Genomic DNA, 21130 nt, shown 5'->3' with positions numbered 1-21130 from the left:
CCTCGGCCCTCACCCCGGCACGCGGCTCCCCCGGGGCGTTGTCAGTGGTGCCGCGTAGTGTGCTCGGCAGTGGGGGAGGACCGCCGGGCGGCGGGGCGCCGACGTGTGCGGTGTCCGTGCGGCCCGGTCCTGCCGGGGGGCTGCGGACATTCACGCGCGGGGGCACGATGATCACGACCGACACCGGTGGCGGGACGCTCACCAGGACCGAGCACGCCCCATGGGCACGCGTCGGCAGCGCGGCGACGCGGCACGCGCGTGCGGGTTCCCGGGCTGCTCCGGGCAGCGCGCCGACGCCCTTCGAGGCACCGCGCGCGCACGGCCCGCGGCGCCTCTCCGCGCTGCTCGCCCTGTTCGAGGCGGTGACGGGCGGCGCCTCGCCGTTCCGCGGGGCGCCGGAGCCGATCCGGCCGCCGGCCCCGACAGCGGCCCCGACAGCGGCGCAGTCCGCCGAGGGGGAGCTGACCCTGCGCGTGCCCGCGCGGCTGCTGGACCGGGAGTTCGGCAGGGGCCGGGTCGCGCGTTTCGAGGACGTCGACTTCCCGGCGGTTCTCACGCATGAGCCGACCCGTCGCTTCCTGCGGGAGAGCGGTCTGCCCGAGGACGCCTTCCCGTTCCGGCTGGACACGGACGTGCCGCTGCCGACCCTCGCCGAGTTCCACGCGGACGAGCAGCCCGGCACGCCCGGCTCCGGCGAACTGCCCGCCGACGCGGACCACCTGATACGGCTGGGCCACCTCGCCCCGGCGACCGGCCTGGTGGTCGACGGCGCGACGGGCGCCGTCCTCGCCTGGAGCGAGCCCGAGGCGGCCCTGCACGCCCTCGGCGGGGACGTCTCGGTCCTGGCCGCCACCCTGTGGCTGCTGAAGCGGCAGCGGGCGATCCACGCCTCCCTGCCGGTCCGCCCGCCACGGCCACGCAGCGGACGCTGACGGGGGCGGGCGTGACGGGGTGGCGGGTACGCGCGCGGGCGTGACGGCCGCGGACGCGGTCCAGGGCCGACCGCCCGGAGGCGGCCGGCCCTGGACCGGAACTGAGGCCGTGGCGGGATTCGAACCCACGTACCTCGCTTTGCAGGCGAGTCCCTGAGCCTCTCGGGCACACGGCCGGGTCGGGGCCGACATGCTCCGCTGGTGCCGAAGCGGCCGGTCCGAACTCGATACGTCGACCGTAGGGCGCCGTGCCGGGGGTGCTCAAGACCCCGCCGGGGGCCGCAATACGACTGCCACACGCCGTTCACGAACCGGCCCGCGGGAGGGGTCGTACGACCAAGGTCCCGGTCGGGCCCCTCCTCCCGACAGGGGCCAACAGCAGGTACGGCCCTTACGCTGACCGTCATGACCACCCTGGAACCCCGTGACACCGGCGTCGCGGACACCCCTGCCGCAACCCCGCCCGTGGAGCCCGCGCCGAGGGACGGCGTCCTGGGCCGTTCCCACCGGGCGCTCAGCATCGGCATCGTGTCCGTCGTGCTGCTGATCGCCTTCGAGGCGACGGCGGTGGGTACGGCGATGCCCGTGGCGGCCAGGGAACTCGACGGTGTCGCGATGTACGCGTTCGCGTTCTCGGGGTACTTCACGACCAGCCTGTTCGGAATGGTGCTGGCCGGCCAGTGGTCGGACCGCGCGGGCCCGCTGGGCTCCCTCACGGCAGGCATCGGGGCCTTCGCGGCGGGCCTGCTGCTCTCCGGCACGGCGGGCGCGATGTGGCTGTTCATCCTGGGGCGGGCCGTGCAGGGACTCGGCGGCGGACTGGTGATCGTCGCGCTGTACGTGGTCGTGGGCCGGGCCTACCCCGAACGGCTGCGACCGTCGATCATGGCGGCGTTCGCCGCGAGCTGGGTGATCCCTTCCGTCGTCGGACCGCTCGCCGCGGGCGCCGTCACCGAGCACATCGGCTGGCGCTGGGTGTTCCTCGGGATACCCGTGCTCGTCCTCCTGCCGCTCGCTCTGGCCCTGCCGCAGATCCGGCGGCGGGCGTCCGGCCCGGCGGGCTCCGTCGCCGCGCCCTTCGACCGGCGACGCATCCGGCTGGCGTTCGGCATCTCCGCGGGCGCCGCGCTGCTCCAGTACGCGGCCCAGTCCGCCTCCGGCGACGGAGCCCGAGGGCTGTCCGCCGTCGCCGCCGCGGCCGGGGCCGTGCTGCTGGTCCCGGCGATGCTCGGGCTGCTGCCGAAGGGGACCTACCGGGCGGCGCGCGGGCTGCCCTCCGTGGTGCTGCTGCGGGGCATCGCGGCCGGGTCCTTCATCGCGGCGGAGTCCTTCGTGCCGCTGATGCTGGTCACCGAGCGCGGCCTGTCGCCGACGCTCGCCGGGTTCTCGCTGGCGGCCGGCGGCGGCACCTGGGCGCTGGGGTCCTTCGTGCAGTCCAGGCCGCGCGTGGAACCGTACCGGGACCGGCTGACGCTGCTCGGCATGGTGCTGACCGCGGCAGCCATCGCGGCCGCGCCGAGTGTGCTGATCGACGGCGTCCCGGTCTGGACGGTGGCGGTGGCCTGGGCCTTCGGCTGCTTCGGCATGGGCCTGGTGATCTCCTCGACCAGCGTCCTGCTGCTCAAGCTCTCGGCCCCCGAGGAGGCGGGCAGCAACTCCGCCGCGCTCCAGATCTCCGACGGCCTCTCCAACGTCCTGCTGCTCGCCGCCGGCGGCGCGGCCTTCGCGGCCCTGGGCGGCGGCACGGTCGCGCACGCGGCCACGCAGGCGTCGGGCGGCCATCCCGCCGCCTTCGCCGCGGTGTTCCTGCCGATGGCGGGCGTGGCACTGGTCGGGGCCTGGGTGACCACCCGGCTCCGCGAACGCTGAGCGTCCCCTCCGGAACACCACCCCTGCCGGCGGCGACCGCCCGGCCCCGCGAGCGGCCGTCGAAAAGGAGGTGGGGCCCACCGGCGCCGGGCTCTAGCCTCACCCCATGGAACTCCACCTGGAACCGGCCGTGCGGGACGCCCTCGACGATCTCGCCGACGCGTTGGACCGCAGCCCCGAGGACGTCGTACGGGAGGCCGTGTACAGGTATCTGCGGGAGGAGCGCGCCCGGGTGGGCGCGGTCGCCGGACGGCTGGCCGAGGAGCACGCCGAACTGCTGAGGAGGCTGGGCGAATGACCACGACCGGAGCGACCGGGACCGGAGCGAGCGGGTCTGGTGCGAGCGGGACCGGCGCGCCCGGGACCGGAGCGAGCGGGTCTGGCGCGAGCGGGACCGGCCCGACCGGTGTCGGCTCGACCGGGACCGGGACCGGGACCGGGGCTGCGACCGGGACCGCGACCGCGACTGGGGCTGCGACCGGGACCGCGACCGCGGCCCCGTCGGGGACCCGGCACCTCACCGTCGCCGATGTCACGGGCCTCGCCGAGACCGCCTTCGGCGGCCGCCCGCCCGAGGCGCGCGAACCCGGGCTGCTCGCGTCGGCCGTCCACCGGCCCCGGGCGCGGATGTTCGGCACGGCCGCCTACCCCGGCCTGTACGAGCAGGCCGCGGCGCTGCTGCACGCCCTCGCCACCAACCACCCGCTGGTGGACGGCAACAAGCGGACCGCCTGGCTCGCCGCCGTGACGCTGCTCGCGGTGAACGGTGTCGATCCGGCGGGCTGGGACCAGGACGCGGCGTACGACCTGGTCATCGACGTGGCCTCGGGTGCCGAGGGGGACATCGGAGTGATCGCGGGGCGCCTGCGGTCCCTGTGACGTCAGTCCCATCGGGGCCCGGCCGCGCGTCGGCCGCGCGTTGACGCGCGGGGGGCGCCGGTAGGGTGGCCCGGTTGTCATACGCAGCCGAGCAGCCCGCCCGTCTCCCGCCACCGCCCCACCCGACGCGGCGCGCGGCACCCTCGATGTCGACCCCCCAACGGAGACCGTGTCTACCACCGCAGCCACTGCCACCACCTCGCACCACCTCTCCCCGGCCTTCCCCGGCCGTGCCCCCTGGGGCACCGCCGGCAAGCTGCGCGCCTGGCAGCAGGGAGCGATGGAGAGGTACGTCCAGGAGCAGCCGCGCGACTTCCTCGCCGTCGCGACGCCCGGAGCCGGCAAGACGACCTTCGCGCTGACGCTCGCCTCGTGGCTGCTGCACCACCATGTCGTGCAGCAGGTGACCGTGGTCGCGCCGACCGAGCACCTGAAGAAGCAGTGGGCGGACGCCGCCGCGCGGATAGGGATCAAGCTGGATCCCGAGTACAGCGCGGGCCCGCTCAGCAAGGAGTACCACGGCGTCGCCGTCACCTACGCGGGTGTCGGCGTACGGCCGATGCTGCACCGCAACCGCGTCGAGCAGCGCAAGACCCTCGTCATCCTCGACGAGATCCACCACGCCGGTGACAGCAAGTCCTGGGGCGAGGCGTGCCTGGAGGCATTCGAGCCCGCCACCCGGCGCCTCGCGCTCACCGGAACGCCCTTCCGGTCGGACACCAACCCCATCCCCTTCGTCACGTACGAGGAGGGCAAGGACGGGATCAGGCGGTCCTCGGCCGACTACACGTACGGCTACGGCAACGCGCTGGCCGACCACGTCGTGCGGCCCGTCATCTTCCTCAGCTACAGCGGCAACATGCGGTGGCGCACCAAGGCGGGCGACGAGATCGCGGCCCGGCTCGGCGAGCCGATGACCAAGGACGCCGTCAGCCAGGCCTGGCGCACCGCCCTCGACCCGCGGGGCGAGTGGATGCCGAGCGTGCTGCGCGCCGCCGACCAGCGGCTCACCGAGGTGCGCAAGGGCATCCCGGACGCCGGGGCCCTCGTGATCGCCTCCGACCAGGACTCGGCCCGCGCCTACGCCAAGCTGATCCGTGAGATCACCGGTACGAAGGCGACCCTCGTCCTGTCCGACGACACGGGCGCCTCCAGCCGCATCGACGACTTCAGCCGGAGCACCGACCGCTGGATGGTCGCGGTCCGGATGGTGTCCGAGGGCGTCGACGTACCGCGGCTGGCGGTCGGCGTGTACGCCACGACGATCTCGACGCCGCTCTTCTTCGCCCAGGCCGTCGGCCGTTTCGTACGGTCCAGGCGGCGCGGCGAGACGGCCTCCGTCTTCCTCCCGACGGTCCCCGACCTCCTCGGCTTCGCCAACGAGATGGAGGTCGAGCGCGACCACGTCCTCGACAAGCCCAAGAAGCAGGGCGAGGAGGACCCGTACGCCGAGTCCGAGCAGGAGATGGACGAGGCGAACAGGGAACAGGACGAGGACACCGGCGAGCAGGAGCAGTTCTCCTTCGAGGCGCTGGAGTCCGAGGCGGTCTTCGACCGGGTGCTCTACGACGGCGCCGAGTTCGGCATGCAGGCCCATCCGGGGAGTGCGGAGGAGCAGGACTACCTCGGCATCCCGGGGCTCCTGGAACCCGACCAGGTGCAGATGCTCCTCCAGAAGCGGCAGGCCCGGCAGATCGCGCACAGCCGCAAGAGGCCGGACGAGGAGGCCGACCTCCTCGAACTCCCCGCCGAGCGGCGGCCGGTCGTCTCGCACAAGGAGATGCTGGAGCTGCGCAAGCAGCTCAACACCATGGTCGGCGCGTACGTCCACCAGAGCGGCAAGCCCCACGGGGTGATCCACACCGAGCTGCGCCGCGTGTGCGGCGGCCCGCCGAGCGCCGAGGCCACGGCCGGGCAGCTCCGCCAGCGGATCGCCAAGGTGCAGGAGTGGGCCACCCGGATGCGCTGAGGCCCGCCGCAGCCACCCGCCACCCGCCTCGCGGCGCACGCCACCCGGCACCCGCAGCCGTCACACACCGTGACGGCTGTCCGCGTCCGGGGCGGGCCGGGAGCCGCGCGGACGCGACCGCCGACGGGCGCGGCCGGGCGCGGAACGGGCGCCGGCTCCCTCGTACGGGACCTCCGCCGTCCACGGATCGGACCACCGGCCGGCGCGGGCGGTACGGGCCGCACGACGGGGCGCGTCGGGACCGGACGGGGCGTCGGATGCGGGGAACAGGGCGCCGGTTCCGGTACGGAGCGGGCGCCCGCGTGCGTTCCCGCGCCCTGTGAGTGGAAGCGCGCGCCCGGCGGCGCGCGCCGGTCACATCAGGACAGAAGCGGAGCTAACCCTGGGTAAGCGGAGGCGTCCGCACCTGCGGATGCCCGGATTCTGGACGGAGCCTTCCGCTGAGCGAACCGGCTCGCTAATGTCCCGCTACGCACACGCCCCGTGGCAGCGCCGCCGCGGAGCGCAGCCGGTGCCCGCCCGGGAGTCCCCGGGAGCCAGCCGACCGGCGGCCTCTGACGCGCGTCGCCGACGGGACCGGTGGCGCATGTGCAGCGCAGGGGCCGTCGACTCTCACCACTAAGGAGTGGGCGTCGTGACCGCGGAGACCTCTCAGACGCTCGACCGGGGACTGCGCGTCCTCAAGCTGCTCGCCGACACCGACCACGGACTCACCGTGACCGAGCTGTCCAACAAGCTCGGGGTGAACCGGACCGTCGTCTACCGGCTGCTCGCCACACTGGAGCAGCACGCTCTCGTACGCCGTGACCTGGGCGGCCGTGCCCGGGTCGGTCTCGGTGTGCTGCGGCTCGGACGGCAGGTGCACCCGCTGGTGCGCGAGGCGGCGCTGCCCGCGCTGAGGTCACTGGCCGAGGACATAGGGGCGACCGCCCACCTCACCCTGGTCGACGGCACGGAGGCGCTCGCCGTCGCCGTCGTCGAGCCGACCTGGACGGACTACCACGTGGCCTACCGCGCGGGCTTCCGGCACCCGCTGGACCGGGGCGCCGCGGGCAGGGCGATCCTCGCGGCGCGGGCCGCCGCGGCGGACGAGCCCGGCTACACCCTCACGCACGGGGAGCTGGAGGCGGGCGCGAGCGGCGCGGCGGCCCCCCTGATCGGGGTCACGGGGGTCGAGGGCAGCGTCGGCGTGGTGATGCTCGCGGACGCCGTGCCGGAGCGCGTGGGCCCGCGGGTCGTCGACGCGGCGCGGGAGGTCGCGGACGCGCTGCGCTGAGCCGGCCCGCGGAGCGCGGTCACCGGCATCCGGCGGGCGGCGGCCCTCACGTTAGATTGACTCCGTGCTCTCTCGCCTCACGCGCCCCCGGGCCCTCGCCGTCTGCGCCCTGCCCGTCGTGGCCCTGCTCGCCGCGTCGGCGTTCGCGCCGCTGCCGTTCGCGGTGGCCCAGCCCGGGCTGACGGCGAACGTCCTCGGCGAGAACAAGGGCGACCCGGTCATCACGATCTCCGGTGCTCCCACCCGCAGGACGAGCGGTGAGCTGCGGATGACGACCATCGAGGCGACGGGACCCGACGCGTCGGTGAGCCTGGGCGACGTGCTCGACGGCTGGTTCCGTACGGACCGTGCGGTGATGCCGCTCGACTCCGTCTATCCGAGCGGCGACGACGTCGAGGAGATCGAGGACTACAACGCCGAGCAGATGAGGAAGTCGCAGGACACCGCCACCGAGGCGGCCCTGGACTATCTCGGCGAGGAGTCGGACGACATCGAGGTCACGCTGAAGCTCGCCGACGTCGGCGGCCCGAGCGCCGGTCTCCTCTTCTCGCTCGGGATCGTCGACAAGCTGGACGGCGACGGCAGCGGCGGCGACCTCACGGGCGGCCGCACCATCGCGGGGACCGGCACGATCGACGCCGACGGGAAGGTCGGCGCGGTCGGGGGTGTGGCCCTCAAGACGCAGGCCGCCCGCCGGGACGGCGCGACGGTCTTCCTGGTTCCGAAGGCCGAATGCGCCGACGCGGAGTCGGAGCTGCCGAAGGGACTGCGTCTCATTCCGGTCACGACTCTCAAGGGCACGGTGAGCGCGCTGGTGGCGCTGGAGAAGGGCCGGGGACCGGTACCGAGCTGCTGACCCCCCGGGGGACGCGGCCTCCCGGAGTCGGACCCGGTCCCGCAGCCGGCCCCGTCCCGCAGCCGGTCCCGCACCCGCAGCCGGTCCCGCACCCGGACCCGCCCCGGCCTGAAACGGGTCGGCGCCGGTCCAGGTCTGGTCTAGGCCGTCATCGCCGACGTGCGCGGTGGCGTGGTGAGCCGCAGGCCGACCTCCACGAGCGTCCAGCCGAGCCGGACGCGGAACTCGCGGGGCCGTCGGGCGGCGGCGGCCAGGCGGTGGGCGTCGGCCTCGGCGCGGAGGTCCGCCGCGCGCAGGGTGTGCGGTGCGAGGTAGGGCTCGGTGTGCATCGGGCAGCCTCTCGGTCCGGGCGGATCAGTCCGTGTGGGTCGGGAAGACGTGCGTGTGGACGCGTACGGTCTCGGCGTCCGGGGTGTTCTCGTCCGGGGCCCGCTCGCGGTAGCCGGCCACCAGGTCGTGCAACTTCGCGATGAGGTCCTCGGCCTGTTCGGGCGTCAGGCGCAGTGTCATGTCGCTCATGTCCGAGGCGCGCTGCCACGGCAGCGGCCAGTCGCCCGTGGTGCCGAGCCAGGTCGCGACCTCCCGGGTGTGGGTGCCGGCGACCTCGTGGAGGAACAGGTCGGCGGCGCCGCGTACGGCCGGGTCGGGGTCCTTGAGCAGCGAGTCGTCGAACTGCACTCCCCGGTGGACCGCGCGCCACCAGCGCTCGCGCCCCTTGCCGTGCTCGGGCGCGTCCTCGACGAAGCCGTGCGAGGCGAGCTGGCGCAGGTGGTAGCTGGTCGCGCCGCTGGACTCGCCCAGTTTCGCGGCCAGTTGGGAGGCGGTGGCGGGGCCGCCGCGGCGCAGCGCGTTCAGCAGTGCCATCCGCAGCGGATGCGCGAGACCTCGCAGCGAGCGGGCGTCGAGTACGCGGGTCGTCCAGTCCTCGGGTTCGGGCATGCATGCAAAGATAGCGTTGCAAAGAAGTGCTTGCAACTACTTCTTTGCAACCAAGTCCCCTGGATTCAGCCCTCCTTGACGAAGCCCTCCGCCACCAGCCAGTCCAGTGCCACCGTGTGCGGATCTTCCCCGTCGACGTCCACCTTGGCGTTCAGGTCCTGGGCCACGGCGTTGTCGAGCCGCTTCGTGATCGGGTCGAGGATCTCCGCGATCGCCGGGTACTTCTCCAGCGCCTTGGTGTTGATCACCGGGGCCGCGTTGTAGTTGGGGAAGAACTTCTTGTCGTCCTCCATCACGACCAGGTTCATCGACTTGATGCGCCCGTCGGTGGTGAAGACCTCGCCGTAGGTGCAACTCCCCTTCGAGACCTGCGTGTAGATGATGCCGGTGTCCATCTGGGTGATGTTCGCGGCGGGCAGCCGCATGCCGTACGCCTTCTCCATGCCCGGCAGTCCGTCGGCCCGGTTCGCGAACTCGCCCTCGACGCACAGGGTGACCGCGCCCGGGTCCTTGGCGGCCAGCGCGGCCACCTCGGACAGCGTCCTCGTGCGGTACTTCTTGAAGTTGGCCTGGTTCATGGCCAGCGCGTACGTGTTGTTCAGCTTCGACGGCGGCAGCCAGGTGAGCCCGTTGGCGAGGTCGGCCCTGCGCACCGCCTCCCACTGCTTGTACGGGTCGGGGATCGGCTCGCTGTTGCCGAGATAGGTGATCCAGGCGGTGCCCGTGTACTCGTACATGCCGTCCGCGTCCCCGCTCTTGACGGCCTCGCGGGCGCCGATGGAGCCCTGGATGCCCGTACGGTCGAGGACCTCGGCGCCGGCCGCCTCGAACGCGATGCCCATGATCGCGCCCAGGATCAGCTGCTCGGTGAACTCCTTGGAGGTCACGGTGAGGTCGGCGCCCTCCAGCGGCTCCCCCTGCCCGATGGAACCGGGCCGCACGTCGTCGACCAGGGGCGAGCCGCTCGTCAGCCCGCAGGCGGAGGCGACGAGCACCAGCGCCCCGGCCACCACCGGAGCCGTGCGCCGCCTCATGAGTCCGTCTCCAGTCCGCGCGGCCGGAGCAGCAGTTCGGCCAGCGAGGCCAGCCAGTCCACCAGCAGCGCCAGCGCGATCGTCAGGATCGAGCCGAGGATCAGCACCGGCATCCGCTGGGTGGTGATCCCGGTGGTGATCAGCACACCGAGCCCGCCGCCCCCGCCGAAGGTGGCGAGTGTCGCCGTGCCCACGTTCAGGACGAGCGCCGTACGGACGCCCGCGAGGATCAGCGGTACCGCGAGGGGCAGTTCGACCCGCGTCAGCACGCCCGACGAGGACATCCCGATGCCCCGGGCGGCCTCCAGCAGCGTCGGGTCGTTCGCCTTCAGACCGGCGATGGTGTTCGACAGGACCGGCAGCACCGCGTACGCGATGATGCCGATCAGCGCCGCCTTCTCGCCGATGCCCAGCCAGATCACCAGCAGGGCCAGCAGGCCGATCGCGGGCGTCGCCTGCCCCACGTTGGCGACGGCCATCGCGGCCGGGGCGGCCCGGCGGTAGGCGGGGCGGGTCAGCAGGATGCCCAGCGGGATCGCGATGATCAGCACGAAGAACGTGGAGATCACCGTCAGTTCGATCTGCTGGCGCAGGGCCTTCCACACCTGGCCGTTCGAGAGGGCGTTCTCCGAGATCGGGTCCAGCTCCGCCTGCCGGAACCACAGCCAGGTGGCGAGCAGCACCACGACGAGCAGGGCGGGCAGGAACGTCAGCTTCTTCCAGCCGATCCGCGGGGCGCGGACGCCCGCGGGAGCCGGGTCGGTGTCCTGCCCGGGTTCGGACCCGGGGTCCGGGACGGGGGAGTCCGGTCCGGTGAGGCGCTCGGTCCCGGCGGCGCTCATGCCTTCGCCTCCCCGCCGCCCGCGCCTTCCTGTTCGTGGTGCGTCTGCTCGGCGCGGGCCTCCGCGAGGTCGTGCCGGTGGGCCAGCGCCTCCAACCGGTCGGCCTCCAGCAGTTCGTGGACCGAGTTCATCAGCGTCTCCATGTCCACCACGCCCGTGTACTCGCCGCGCCGGCCGGTCACCACGACCCGTCCCGCGTTGTCCGTGAGGACGGCCTCCAGCGCGTCCCGCAGCGTCGCGTCCCGCGTCACGGTGTCGTGCACCGGCGTGCCGGCCCGGGCGAGCGAACCCCTGGCCCGCGTCAGGTCGCCGCGCCGCAGCCACTTGTAGGGGCGCCCGCGGGTGTCGAGCAGCAGGATCTCGTTCGTACCGCTCGCCCGCAGCTTGTCGAAGATGTCCTGGAGCGGATCGTCCACGGTCACCGTCGGGCAGCCGGTGATCTCCACGTCCCGCACCCGGGACAGGTTCAGCCGCTTCAGCGCGGCGCCCGCGCCCACGAACCCCGACACGAAGTCGTCGGCCGGGTTGGTGAGGATGGCCTCCGGGGTGTCGAACTGCGCGATGTGCGAGCGCTCGCGCAGTACGGCGATCCGGTCGCCGAGCTTGATCGCCTCGTCGAAGTCGTGGGTGACGAAGACGATCGTCTTGTGCAACTCGAACTGGAGCCGGATCAGCTCGTCCTGGAGGTGGTCGCGGGTGATCGGGTCGACCGCGCCGAACGGCTCGTCCATCAGCAGCACGGGCGGATCGGCCGCCAGCGCCCGTGCCACGCCGACGCGTTGCTGCTGTCCTCCCGACAACTGCCGCGGATAGCGCCCGTGGAACTCACCCGGGTCCAGTCCGACCAGGTCCAGCATCTCCTCGATCCGTGCCCTGATCCGCGCCTTCGGCCAGCCGACCAGCTTCGGGACGAGGCCGATGTTCTGGGCGACCGTCATGTGCGGGAACAGGCCCGAGGACTGGATGGCGTACCCGATCTTCCGGCGCAGTTTCACGGGGTCCATGTCGGTGACGTCCTCGCCGCCGATCCTGATCCGGCCGCCGGTGGGCTCGATCAGCCGGTTGATCATCTTCAGCGTGGTGGACTTGCCGCACCCCGAGGGCCCCACGAAGACGACCAGCTCGCCGGCGTCGATGTGCATGGAGACGCTGTCCACCGCGGGCGCGGCGCTGCCCGGGTAGTGCTTGGTGAGGTTCTCCAGCTCGATGGTGGCGCCGGTGGTCGCGCCGGGAGCCGCCGTGGCGGCGGGGGCCCCGGCCGGGCCGGGGCCCTCCCCGGTGGACGTACCGGCGCCGGTCCCGCTCGTGTCGGACGTCTCAGCCACGGGTCCCCCTGGGAATGGTCAGCCGCCCGACGAGGACGTACGCGGCGTCGAACAGCAGGGCCAGCACGATGATCCCGAGCGTGCCCGCGAGCACCTGGTTGAGCGCGTTCTTGCTGCCCAGCGAGGCGATCCCGCGGAAGATCTCGTTGCCGAGCCCGGGGCCCGAGGCGTAGGCGGCGATGGCGGCGATGCCCATCAGCATCTGGGTGGCGACGCGGATTCCGGTGAGGATCGGCGGCCAGGCCAGGGGCAGCTCGACCCGGGCGAGCCGGCCGAACCGCGACATGCCGATGCCCGTGGCCGCGTCGACCAGCGACGGGTCGACCCCGCGCAGCCCGACGATCGCGTTGCGCACCACGGGCAGCAGTCCGTAGAGGGTCAGCGCGATCACCGTGGGCGGGACCCCGAGGCCCACGATCGGGATGAGCAGACCGATCATCGCGAGCGAGGGGATCGTCAGAATCGCCGAGGTGCTGGTCGTCGCCAGGTTGCCGGCCCATTCGCTGCGGTACGTGGCGACCCCGATCAGTACGCCGATGACCGTGGCGGCCACCATGCACTGGAAGACGGCGCTGGCGTGCTGGTAGGCGTCGACGAGGAGCTGCTGATGGCGGCTGCCGACGTACTCCAGGAAGTTCATCCGTCGCCACCTCGCACGCTGCCACTCCTCTCGGACTCCCGTCAGGCGCCGTCGTCCGCCGCCTGCTCCACCAGCGGGATGATCCGCAGCGGAACGGGGTTCTCCATGACGATCGCCGTGGAGGCCCGGACAATGCCATCAAATCCGACAACGCGGTCGATCACGCGCTGGAGGTCGGCGTTGGACCGCGCCACCAGGCGGCACAGCATGTCCCCGCTGCCCGTGGTCGTGTGCAGCTCCAGCACCTCGGGGACGGTCGCCAAGTGCGCCCGTACGTCCGGGCCTTGCCCCTGCCGGATCTGGAGCGTCGCGAACGCCGTGACGGGGTAGCCGAGCGCCGCCGGATCCACCTGCGGGCCGAATCCCCTGATGACTCCGTTCGACTGAAGGCGGTCGAGCCGTGCCTGCACGGTCCCGCGCGCGACCCCGAGCCGCCGGGACGCCTCCAGCACCCCGATGCGCGGCTCCCGTGCCAGCAGCACCAGCAGCCGCCCGTCCAGATGATCGATCGCCATGACGCCCTCCGGGATGGTCATCCTGTACACAACGCCCGCCCGCGCGGGCACCGCACTGGGCAGATTGCACAGTGATGAACCAAACTATTGCGCACCTTGCGGAACGGAGAGAGCCTGCGGCCATGACTCAGACCACCGACCACACCCCGGACACCGCGCGGCAGGCCGACCCCTTCCCGGTCAAGGGAATGGACGCGGTCGTCTTCGCCGTGGGCAACGCCAAGCAGGCCGCGCACTACTACTCCACCGCCTTCGGCATGAAGCTCGTCGCCTACTCCGGACCGGAGAACGGCAGCCGCGAGACCGCCTCGTACGTCCTCACCAACGGATCGGCGCGCTTCGTCCTCACCTCGGTGATCAAGGCGACCACCCCCTGGGGCCACTTCCTCGCCGAGCACGTGGCGGAGCACGGCGACGGCGTCGTCGACCTCGCCATCGAGGTCCCGGACGCGCGCGCCGCGTTCGCCTACGCCGTCGAGCACGGCGCCCGGCCCGTCACCGAGCCCCACGAGCTGAAGGACGAGAACGGCACGGTCGTCCTCGCCGCGATCGCCACGTACGGCAAGACCCGGCACACCCTGGTCGAGCGCACGGGCTACGACGGGCCGTACCTGCCGGGCTACGCCGCCGCGGCCCCGATCGTCGAGCCGCCGGCCCACCGCACCTTCCAGGCCGTCGACCACTGCGTCGGCAATGTCGAGCTCGGCCGCATGAACGAGTGGGTCGGCTTCTACAACAAGGTCATGGGCTTCACGAACATGAAGGAGTTCGTGGGCGACGACATCGCGACCGAGTACAGCGCGCTGATGTCGAAGGTCGTGGCCGACGGCACGCTCAAGGTCAAGTTCCCGATCAACGAGCCGGCCATCGCCAAGAAGAAGTCCCAGATCGACGAGTACCTGGAGTTCTACGGGGGCGCCGGTGTCCAGCACATCGCCCTCAACACGAACGACATCGTCGAGACGGTCCGCACGATGCGCGCGGCGGGCGTCCAGTTCCTCGACACCCCGGACTCGTACTACGACACCCTGGGCGAGTGGGTCGGCGACACCCGCGTCCCCGTGGACACCCTGCGCGAACTGAAGATCCTGGCCGACCGCGACGAGGACGGCTACCTGCTCCAGATCTTCACCAAGCCGGTCCAGGACCGTCCGACCGTCTTCTTCGAGATGATCGAGCGCCACGGCTCGATGGGCTTCGGCAAGGGCAACTTCAAGGCCCTGTTCGAGGCCATCGAGCGCGAGCAGGAGAAGCGCGGCAACCTCTGACCGCCACCCCCCGGAGAACGCGGCCCCACGGACACACCACCGTGGGGCCGCGCCCCTGTCCGCGCCCCGTCCCGTCCGGGCCCGTCCCGTCCGGGCCGGCGGGCGCACAGGGGTGCGGCTCAGCCCGGGCGTCGCTCCGCCCCGGAGGGCGAGGGCGCCGCACCGGCGCCGCGGCCGGGGGCCGCCTCCTCGGCACCCGCCCCGGCTCCTTCGCGGGCGCCCCCGCCGGAGCCCCCGCCCGGCCTCGCTTCCGGAACCGGGCCCGCATCCGTGTCCGCATCCGCGCCCGTCCGGGGACGCGCCTCCGCCCGCCCCCGCGACGCCCCGTCGGCCCCGCCGCCGGAGGAGCCGGCCGGACGGGTCGCGCCGGTCCCGGCGGGCCCGCCGGAACCGGGGGCGTCCTCGCGGGCCGCCCCCGCCCCGGCCGCCCCCGACCCGGCCTCCTCGGCGTCCGCCTCTCCCGCCTCTTCCGCCCCTTCCGTGTCTTCGGAGGCCTCGGAGGCCTCGGAGGCCTCGGCGTCCTGCGCGTCGTCGGCCTCGGCCTCCGGCTCCGCGTCCGTCGCCCCGACCTCCTCCAGACCGCCGTCCTCCGGTTCGCCCAGCTCCTTCAGCGCCCGCCGTGCCGAGGGGACCAGCAGCGGCGAGAAGTGCGGATTGATCCGCAGCGCCTCCCCGAGATGCCGCCGGGCCGCCCCGGTCCGCCCAAGGGCCCGTTCGACCGCTCCCCGGTGGTACGCGTACAGGGCACTGCGCACCCCGCCGCCGTGCTCCTTGTCGGTCGCCCGCGCGGCGAAGCCCAGCGCCTCCTCGTGCGCCCCCGAGCGGTGCAGCGCCCAGCCCAGCGCGTCGGCGACGGCGACCGACGGATGCCGCCGCCACTCGGCCCGCAGCCGTCGCACCGCGGTCGCCGCGTCACCGTGGTCGGCCTCGAAACGGCCCAGCAGCAGCTCGTCGTTCACGCCTTCCGCGGCCTCCGCCCGCACCCGCTCCCGCAGGACGTCGTACTGGGCCCGGGCGGCACCCCCCATCCCCAGCGACTCGTACAACTCGCCCAGCTCCAGCGCGTACTGCGGCAGCGGCCTCTTGGCCAGCGCCGACTGGTACGACCGCAGGGCCTCCGACACCCGTCCGAGGGCGGCCAGCGCCCGCCCCTGCCCGGCCAGCGCCGCGTGCTCGTCGGAGTCGGCCCGCAGCGCCGCCTCGTACGCGCGCAGCGACTCCGCCGGCTCGCCCCGCTCCCAGGCCAGTTCCCCGACCGCGAGGAGACGGACGGCCCGCTCGGAGGGGGTGGAGGCGCGTGCCACGGAGTCCGCGAGCGCCGCCGCCGCGTCCTCGCGCCGGCCGTCGTCCCGGTGGACGAGCCCGACCCGGGCCGACACCGGGGACCCGGAGCGCAGGGAGACGAGCCTGTCCCGCGCGCGGCGGGCCGCCTTGTGGTCCCCGAGCCCCCGGTAGGCGTCGATGAGCGCCGGATACACCGTCCACCGCCTGGGCGCCGCGGCGACCGCGTCCTCGCCCCAGGACCGCGCGGCCCGGAAGTCGTTGCGGGCCACCGCGAGCCTGGCGAGGCCGCCGAGCGCCTGCGCGTTGCCCCTCGGCCGGGCCCGCAGCGAAGTGCGCAGCGCCTTCTCCGCCCTGGGGTAGTACCGCGGCCGGGCGGTCCGCTCGCCGCGCTCCACGTAGGCGGCCCCGAGCACCGCCCACGACTCCACGTCGCCCGGATGGGCCCGCAGATGCGCCTCGCGGTCACCGATCAGCGCCGCCAGGTCGGGCAGCGAGGCGGGCGTCCCCGTGCCGACCGCCGTCGCCGCCCGCGCCACGGGCCCCGGAGCGGGCGGCGGACCCTGCCGCCCCGGGGGCAGCACCATGAGGACGCCCCCGAGGACGGCGCAGCCCACGACGGCGCCGATCAGCGCCCGTCGCACGGTCACGTGACGCCGTCCCGGCGCGGGGGCCGCCTCTGTCTCCACGGAGCTCTCCATGCCGCACACTGTGCGTCAATACGAAGAGCACATCCGTCCACCACCCCGGCACGCAAAGCCTGTCGCGGACGGGGTTCACACCGATGGCCCCGGGTGCGACGCTGTGATCATGAGCCGTATCGAAGCCCGACCCGATGAAGACACCGCAGCGACGGGACCTCTCGTCGGCCGGCTCCTCGCGGGCCTGCCGGCCGGGGCGGTCCTCACGGACCCGGACGTCACGGCGTCCTACGCCAACGACATGGCGAGCTTCTGCGAGGCCGGCGTCCCCGCGGCCGTCGTGCTGCCGCGCACCGCCGAAGAGGTCCAGCACGTCATGCGCGTGGCCACGGAGCTGCGCGTCCCGGTGGTCCCGCAGGGGGCCCGCACGGGCCTTTCGGGCGCCGCCAACGCCTCCGAGGGCTGCATCGTGCTGTCCCTCGTCCGGATGGACCGGATCCTGGAGATCAGTCCGGTCGACCGCGTCGCGGTCGTCGAACCGGGCGTCGTGAACGCCGCGCTGTCCCGGGCCGTCAACGAGCACGGTCTCTACTACCCGCCGGACCCGTCCAGTTGGGAGATGTGCACCATCGGCGGCAACATCGGCACGGCCTCCGGCGGCCTGTGCTGCGTGAAGTACGGGGTGACGGCCGAGTACGTCCTCGGCCTGGACGTCGTCCTCGCCGACGGCCGGCTGATGTCCACCGGCCGCCGCACCGCGAAGGGCGTCGCGGGGTACGACCTCACGCGCCTGTTCGTCGGCTCGGAGGGCTCGCTGGGCATCGTCGTACGGGCGACGCTCGCCCTGCGGCCGCAACCGCCCCGGCAGCTCGTGCTGGCCGCCGAGTTCGCGTCCGCCGCCGCGGCCTGCGACGCGGTCTGCCGGATCATGGAGGGCGGCCATGTGCCCTCGCTCCTGGAACTGATGGACCGCACGACGGTGAAGGCCGTCAACGACCTGGCGAACATGGGCCTGCCGGAGACCACGGAGGCCCTGCTGCTGGCCGCCTTCGACACCCCGGACCCGGCGGCCGACCTCGCCGCGGTCGGCGCCCTGTGCGAGGCCGCCGGCGCCACCGCGGTCGTGCCGGCCGACGACGCGGCGGAGTCCGAACTGCTGCTCCAGGCCCGCCGGCTGTCGCTCACCGCGCTGGAGGCGGTCAAGGGCACGACGATGATCGACGACGTGTGCGTGCCGCGCTCGCGGCTCGGCGCGATGCTCGAAGGGGTCGAGCGGATCGCCGAGAAGTACCGGCTGACCATCGGGGTGTGCGCGCACGCCGGTGACGGCAACACCCATCCGACCGTCTGCTTCGACGCGGGCGACGCCGACGAGTCCCGGCGGGCCCGCGAGTCCTTCGACGAGATCATGGCCCTCGGCCTGGAACTCGGCGGCACGATCACCGGCGAGCACGGCGTGGGGGTCCTGAAGAAGGAGTGGCTGGCCCGCGAGATCGGGCCGGTCGGGCTGGAGATGCAGCGGGCGATCAAGTCCGCGTTCGACCCGCTGGGCATCCTCAACCCGGGCAAGCTCTTCTGACCACCCGTCACCCGCCCGCTCGTCACCCGCCCGCTCGTCGCTCACTCACCCACCCGCCGCCGCCCGCCCCAGGGCTGCCCTCACCGCCCTCACTCCCGTTCCTGCGACTCGTCCGACGGCCAGGGGTCGCGCAGCCACAGCTCGTCGGCGGCCGGGGCGCCTCCCTGGTCCAGCGAGGGCGACAGCCTGGGCGACGGGGCGAGCAGTTCGGCGAGGCCGTCGTCGATGCCGAGCTGCTCGGTCTCGGAGCCCGGGGGGACCGCGCGCAGGGTGCGCTCCAGCCAGGCCGACACCTGTGTGGAGGGCGCCTCCAGCAGGGCGTCCCCGTCGGGCGAGCTGAGCGCCATCAGGACGACGCTGCGACCGCCGACCTTCGTGGGCCACACCCGCACGTCCCCGTGCCCGCAGGGCCTGAACACCCCCTCGACGAACAGCTCGCGCGCGAACGTCCAGTTCACGGGGTGGTCGGTGCCGATGTGGAAGGTCATGTGGACGGCGTACGGGTCGTCGGTGCGGTAGCCGAGCCGGGCCGGGACCGGGATGCTGCGCTCCGGGGACAGGATCAGCTGGAGTTCGAGTTCGCGTTCCACCACGGTGTACATGTCGTCGTTCCTCTCGTGTCCGGAGCCCTGTCGGCGGGCCCGTACAGAGGAGAGCGCGCGGCGCCCGTGGCGTTACGCGGATTCGGAGAACTTTCTTCCCCGGGTGCTCACGGACGGGTGCCCGGAGCGCGAAGAGTGGCCGATCCTTGCCCGAAGGGGGTAGGTACCCCGGGAGCGGCAGTGGCGCGTGCGCCGGTCTGATAGATGTGGACGCTCAACACGACCCCCGAGCAGATACGGGACGACGGACATGAGCGCCCCAACCCCGGCCCCCGGCGACGACAGGCCCCGCGAAGGGTATTACCCGGACCCGTCCATTCCTGGATACGTCCGGTACTGGAACGGCGCCTCGTGGGTGCCGGGCACCAGCCGGCCCGCGCCGTCCGAGGGCAGGCCCCTGCCGTCGCCCGCGGGCGCGCGACCGGCCGCCCCGGTCTCCACGGAGGAGACGGGCCCGCACTTCTTCGACGAGGACCCGCCGGCGGCCGTCCCGTCGCCCGCCGAGGCCCAGCACGGCAGCAGGCCGGAGCCCGCGTCCGCCTGGGGCGCCGACCGCTCGCGGCAGACCGGCTTCGGCGGTGACCCGGACCGCCGGGTCTCCTGGGGTTCGCCGGACCCGCGCCCGGCGCCCGAACCCGCACGGTCCCAGCAGCCCGTACAGCCCGCGCAGCCGTCCCAGGCCTTCCCTCCGGCGCCGGAGGGAAGGTCCGACCACACGGACGGCGTCGCCACGTTCCCCCCGGCCGCGTCCGACGCGGCGCCCGGCGAGGGCCGGCAGGCCGCGCCCGGCGGCCCGGTCGTGTTCCGCAGGCCCACGGGCCCGGTGCCGCCGGCCGGACCCGCCGCCCCCGAGGCTGCAGTCGGGGGAGCGGGCAGGGCCGGGGCCATGGGCGCGGGGCGCGCGCATGTCGCGGGCGCCGCGGCCGGGCGCGCGGACGCGCCCGCCGACGGCCCGGGGGTCCCCGGAGCGCGTGAACCCCTCGCCCCCGAGGGCGCGTCGGCCTTCAGGGCGGCGACACCGGGCGGCGCCCGGCAGCCCGCCGCGCAACCCGCGGCCGGGCAGCCCGCGGCGGGCGGCGCCCAGGCGCCCGGAGCCTCCGCCGCGCCGCCCGTGACGGCCCAGCCGGCTGCGGCCTCCGCGCCCCCGCAGGCGGGCGCGGGCGCTCCCGTGACGGCGGGGTCCGGTGGCGGGCAGCCCTCGTGGGCCCAGCAGGTGCACCGGCTCGCCGGCCCCGGCAGCGAGCCGCCCGTCGTGCCGTGGAAGCCGGTGCGCGAGGACCCCTTCCAGTCCGTGCTCCGCGCGCAGTCCGAGGCGCGTCCGGCGGGGATGGGCAGGCGCCTGGCCGCCCGGCTCGTGGACACGGTCGTCCTGGCCGCGGTCACCGGTGCCGCCGCCGTACCGCTCGGCGCGAGGGCCGTCGACCACGTCAACGAGAAGATCGACGCGGCCAAGGTGTCGGGCGAGACCGTCACGGTCTGGCTCCTCGACTCCACGACCGGGCTGCTCCTCGGCGTCGTCCTCGCCGTGCTCCTCGTGTTCGGCGTCCTCTACGAGGCGCTGCCCACCGCCAAGTGGGGGCGCACGCTCGGCAAGAAGCTGTGCGGCCTCCAGGTGCGGGACATCGAGGGCGGCGAACCCCCCTCGTTCGCGGCGGCCCTGGGCCGCTGGCTCGTGTTCAGCGTCCCCGCCCTGCTCGTCGTCGGAGTGGTGGGCGTCGTCTGGGGCCTGTTCGACCGTCCGTGGCGCCAGTGCTGGCACGACAAGGCGGCCCATACGTTCGTGGCCGGCTGACCGGTCCCCCGGACGGCCGTCCCCCATTGCGAGGGCGGAGGGTTCGCGGTCGACTCGGGTCATGACGACCGAGCCGCCGCCGCCCCCTCCGGATGACGACCCGTTCAGGAAGCCGCCGCCGGACGAGGACCCGTTCAGGAAGCAGCAGCCCCCTCCGGGACAGGGCGGCGGCTCCCCCTCCGGCACGCCGCCGCCCGGGTCCGCGGGCGGCGGGGAGGACCCGTACGGACCCCCGTACGGCAACCAGCCGCCACCGGGCGGAGGTTCGCCGTACGGCGCCGCCCCGCCGCCTCCCGGCTCCGGCCCGTACGGCGGCGGAGCCGGCAGCCCGTACGGCGGCGGAGCCGGCAGCCCGTACGGCGGCGGCCCCTACGGCGAGGACCCCCTCGCGGGGATGCCCGCCCTCGCGCCCAGCGGCCGGCGCACGCTCGCGCGCATCATCGACATGATCCTCGTCGGCATCGTGGTGGGGCTTCTGACCTGGGGCTTCGGCATCAACGAGTACGACGTCGACACGGACCGGATCGACTACGGCAACTCCTTCGGCCAGTCCCTGATCGCCGCGGTGCTCTACGTCGCCTACGACACCGTCCTGATCAGCAGGACGGGGCAGACGCTCGGCAAGAAGTGGCTGAACATGCGCGTGGCCAACCTGGACAACGGCTCCACGCCCGGCGGGCAGACCTCGCTGGTCCGCGCGCTCGTGCTGTGGATCCCGTTCGCGTTCTGCTGCGCCTGCGTCTGGACCGCGATCGCCGGCGGCTGGAGCTTCTTCGACAAGCCGTACAAGCAGGGACTGCACGACAAGGCGGCCAAGACGGTGGTGGTGAGCACCGCCTGAACGAGGCCTCCACCGGGCCGGGTGCGCGGACGTGAGCGGGCGGGTCCCCG

The 21130-nt window shown here is 73.8% G+C and carries 19 protein-coding genes, 1 tRNA gene and 1 pseudogene; 11 read left to right on the top strand and 10 right to left on the bottom strand.

Going from position 1 to position 21130, the window contains the following annotated elements; genetic code table 11:
* Positions 1 to 167: 167 nt before the first annotated feature.
* A complete protein-coding gene (locus IE265_RS39185) occupies positions 168 to 932 on the top strand; it encodes an SUKH-4 family immunity protein (RefSeq protein WP_190040139.1) in 765 nt (254 codons plus the stop codon).
* Between the two features lie 104 nt (positions 933 to 1036).
* Here the strand turns inward: IE265_RS39185 and IE265_RS36755 are convergent.
* Positions 1037 to 1108 (bottom strand) — tRNA-Cys (locus IE265_RS36755).
* 229 nt (positions 1109 to 1337) lie between these two features.
* Between IE265_RS36755 and IE265_RS36750 the strand changes: the two genes are divergently transcribed.
* The 6 genes and pseudogenes from IE265_RS36750 (at position 1338) to IE265_RS36725 (ending at position 7781) form a co-directional block, all read left to right on the top strand.
* Positions 1338 to 2801, top strand: coding sequence for an MFS transporter (locus tag IE265_RS36750; RefSeq protein ID WP_190040138.1), 1464 nt, complete (start codon positions 1338 to 1340; stop codon positions 2799 to 2801).
* A gap of 106 nt (positions 2802 to 2907) precedes the next feature.
* Positions 2908 to 3099 carry a hypothetical protein gene (locus IE265_RS36745; protein ID WP_190040137.1) on the top strand — a complete coding sequence of 64 codons (192 nt, stop codon included), beginning with the start codon at positions 2908 to 2910 and terminating at the stop codon, positions 3097 to 3099.
* 209 nt (positions 3100 to 3308) lie between these two features.
* Positions 3309 to 3680: pseudogene (locus IE265_RS38885) on the top strand (type II toxin-antitoxin system death-on-curing family toxin); the annotation flags it as partial.
* 169 nt (positions 3681 to 3849) lie between these two features.
* The gene (locus tag IE265_RS36735; protein WP_190040135.1) at positions 3850 to 5649 is read left to right on the top strand and encodes a DEAD/DEAH box helicase; all 1800 of its coding nucleotides are present in this window, start codon (positions 3850 to 3852) and stop codon (positions 5647 to 5649) included.
* Between the two features lie 634 nt (positions 5650 to 6283).
* Positions 6284 to 6925: an IclR family transcriptional regulator gene (locus tag IE265_RS36730; protein WP_190040134.1), complete on the top strand. Its 642-nt coding sequence runs from the start codon at positions 6284 to 6286 to the stop codon at positions 6923 to 6925.
* Between the two features lie 64 nt (positions 6926 to 6989).
* A complete protein-coding gene (locus IE265_RS36725; protein ID WP_190040133.1) occupies positions 6990 to 7781 on the top strand; it encodes a S16 family serine protease in 792 nt (263 codons plus the stop codon).
* Positions 7782 to 7921: 140 nt separating this feature from the next.
* On the opposite strand, the gene IE265_RS36720 is transcribed toward IE265_RS36725, so the two are convergent.
* From IE265_RS36720 to IE265_RS36690, 7 genes are all read right to left on the bottom strand, one after another.
* Complete coding sequence (locus IE265_RS36720) at positions 7922 to 8110, bottom strand: hypothetical protein (protein ID WP_190040132.1); 189 nt, start codon at positions 8108 to 8110, stop codon at positions 7922 to 7924.
* Between the two features lie 25 nt (positions 8111 to 8135).
* The gene (locus IE265_RS36715; RefSeq protein WP_190040131.1) at positions 8136 to 8720 is read right to left on the bottom strand and encodes an ArsR/SmtB family transcription factor; all 585 of its coding nucleotides are present in this window, start codon (positions 8718 to 8720) and stop codon (positions 8136 to 8138) included.
* 65 nt (positions 8721 to 8785) lie between these two features.
* Positions 8786 to 9754, bottom strand: a complete 969-nt coding sequence (locus IE265_RS36710; RefSeq protein WP_190040130.1) for a glycine betaine ABC transporter substrate-binding protein — start codon at positions 9752 to 9754, stop codon at positions 8786 to 8788.
* Positions 9751 to 10596 (bottom strand): ABC transporter permease, encoded by an 846-nt coding sequence (locus IE265_RS36705; protein WP_190040129.1) that lies wholly within the window; start codon positions 10594 to 10596, stop codon positions 9751 to 9753. Before IE265_RS36705 ends, IE265_RS36710 begins: the two co-directional genes overlap by 4 nt.
* Positions 10593 to 11921: a betaine/proline/choline family ABC transporter ATP-binding protein gene (locus IE265_RS36700; RefSeq protein ID WP_190040128.1), complete on the bottom strand. Its 1329-nt coding sequence runs from the start codon at positions 11919 to 11921 to the stop codon at positions 10593 to 10595. The genes IE265_RS36705 and IE265_RS36700 overlap by 4 nt, the downstream gene beginning before the upstream one ends.
* Positions 11914 to 12561 carry an ABC transporter permease gene (locus IE265_RS36695; protein WP_190040127.1) on the bottom strand — a complete coding sequence of 216 codons (648 nt, stop codon included), beginning with the start codon at positions 12559 to 12561 and terminating at the stop codon, positions 11914 to 11916. Before IE265_RS36695 ends, IE265_RS36700 begins: the two co-directional genes overlap by 8 nt.
* Positions 12562 to 12602: 41 nt before the next feature.
* Positions 12603 to 13076: an Lrp/AsnC family transcriptional regulator gene (locus IE265_RS36690; protein ID WP_190040126.1), complete on the bottom strand. Its 474-nt coding sequence runs from the start codon at positions 13074 to 13076 to the stop codon at positions 12603 to 12605.
* Positions 13077 to 13198: 122 nt separating this feature from the next.
* Here IE265_RS36690 and hppD point away from each other — a divergent pair, with 122 nt between their 5' ends.
* Positions 13199 to 14344, top strand: a complete 1146-nt coding sequence (gene hppD, locus IE265_RS36685; RefSeq protein WP_190040125.1) for a 4-hydroxyphenylpyruvate dioxygenase — start codon at positions 13199 to 13201, stop codon at positions 14342 to 14344.
* Between the two features lie 119 nt (positions 14345 to 14463).
* Here the strand turns inward: hppD and IE265_RS36680 are convergent, their stop codons facing one another.
* Positions 14464 to 16326 (bottom strand): tetratricopeptide repeat protein, encoded by a 1863-nt coding sequence (locus tag IE265_RS36680; protein WP_190040124.1) that lies wholly within the window; start codon positions 16324 to 16326, stop codon positions 14464 to 14466.
* A gap of 103 nt (positions 16327 to 16429) precedes the next feature.
* Here IE265_RS36680 and IE265_RS36675 point away from each other — a divergent pair, with 103 nt between their 5' ends.
* Entirely contained in the window at positions 16430 to 17845 is a 1416-nt protein-coding gene (locus IE265_RS36675; RefSeq protein ID WP_190040123.1) for an FAD-binding oxidoreductase, read from the top strand.
* Positions 17846 to 17934: 89 nt separating this feature from the next.
* On the opposite strand, the gene IE265_RS36670 is transcribed toward IE265_RS36675, so the two are convergent.
* Positions 17935 to 18447 (bottom strand): SsgA family sporulation/cell division regulator, encoded by a 513-nt coding sequence (locus IE265_RS36670; RefSeq protein ID WP_190040122.1) that lies wholly within the window; start codon positions 18445 to 18447, stop codon positions 17935 to 17937.
* Between the two features lie 250 nt (positions 18448 to 18697).
* Between IE265_RS36670 and IE265_RS36665 the strand changes: the two genes are divergently transcribed.
* Positions 18698 to 20239: an RDD family protein gene (locus IE265_RS36665; RefSeq protein WP_190040121.1), complete on the top strand. Its 1542-nt coding sequence runs from the start codon at positions 18698 to 18700 to the stop codon at positions 20237 to 20239.
* Between the two features lie 61 nt (positions 20240 to 20300).
* Positions 20301 to 21080, top strand: a complete 780-nt coding sequence (locus IE265_RS36660; RefSeq protein ID WP_190040120.1) for an RDD family protein — start codon at positions 20301 to 20303, stop codon at positions 21078 to 21080.
* Positions 21081 to 21130 lie beyond the last annotated feature (50 nt).

This window comes from Streptomyces fructofermentans, assembly GCF_014651055.1.
Lineage (GTDB): Bacteria > Actinomycetota > Actinomycetes > Streptomycetales > Streptomycetaceae > Streptomyces > Streptomyces fructofermentans.
This window is presented reverse-complemented; position numbering and strand designations above follow the sequence as displayed.

Excerpts from the sequence above, each read along its gene's own strand:
- IE265_RS39185 (WP_190040139.1), top strand. The coding sequence starts at position 168 with ATGATCACGACCGACACCGGTGGCGGGACGCTCACCAGGACCGAGCAC.
- IE265_RS36750 (WP_190040138.1), top strand. The coding sequence starts at position 1,338 with ATGACCACCCTGGAACCCCGTGACACCGGCGTCGCGGACACCCCTGCC.
- IE265_RS36745 (WP_190040137.1), top strand. The coding sequence starts at position 2,908 with ATGGAACTCCACCTGGAACCGGCCGTGCGGGACGCCCTCGACGATCTC.
- IE265_RS36720 (WP_190040132.1), bottom strand. The coding sequence starts at position 8,110 with ATGCACACCGAGCCCTACCTCGCACCGCACACCCTGCGCGCGGCGGAC.
- IE265_RS36715 (WP_190040131.1), bottom strand. The coding sequence starts at position 8,720 with ATGCCCGAACCCGAGGACTGGACGACCCGCGTACTCGACGCCCGCTCG.
- IE265_RS36710 (WP_190040130.1), bottom strand. The coding sequence starts at position 9,754 with ATGAGGCGGCGCACGGCTCCGGTGGTGGCCGGGGCGCTGGTGCTCGTC.
- IE265_RS36705 (WP_190040129.1), bottom strand. The coding sequence starts at position 10,596 with ATGAGCGCCGCCGGGACCGAGCGCCTCACCGGACCGGACTCCCCCGTC.
- IE265_RS36695 (WP_190040127.1), bottom strand. The coding sequence starts at position 12,561 with ATGAACTTCCTGGAGTACGTCGGCAGCCGCCATCAGCAGCTCCTCGTC.
- IE265_RS36690 (WP_190040126.1), bottom strand. The coding sequence starts at position 13,076 with ATGGCGATCGATCATCTGGACGGGCGGCTGCTGGTGCTGCTGGCACGG.
- hppD (WP_190040125.1), top strand. The coding sequence starts at position 13,199 with ATGACTCAGACCACCGACCACACCCCGGACACCGCGCGGCAGGCCGAC.
- IE265_RS36680 (WP_190040124.1), bottom strand. The coding sequence starts at position 16,326 with ATGGAGAGCTCCGTGGAGACAGAGGCGGCCCCCGCGCCGGGACGGCGT.
- IE265_RS36670 (WP_190040122.1), bottom strand. The coding sequence starts at position 18,447 with ATGTACACCGTGGTGGAACGCGAACTCGAACTCCAGCTGATCCTGTCC.
- IE265_RS36665 (WP_190040121.1), top strand. The coding sequence starts at position 18,698 with ATGAGCGCCCCAACCCCGGCCCCCGGCGACGACAGGCCCCGCGAAGGG.
- IE265_RS36660 (WP_190040120.1), top strand. The coding sequence starts at position 20,301 with ATGACGACCGAGCCGCCGCCGCCCCCTCCGGATGACGACCCGTTCAGG.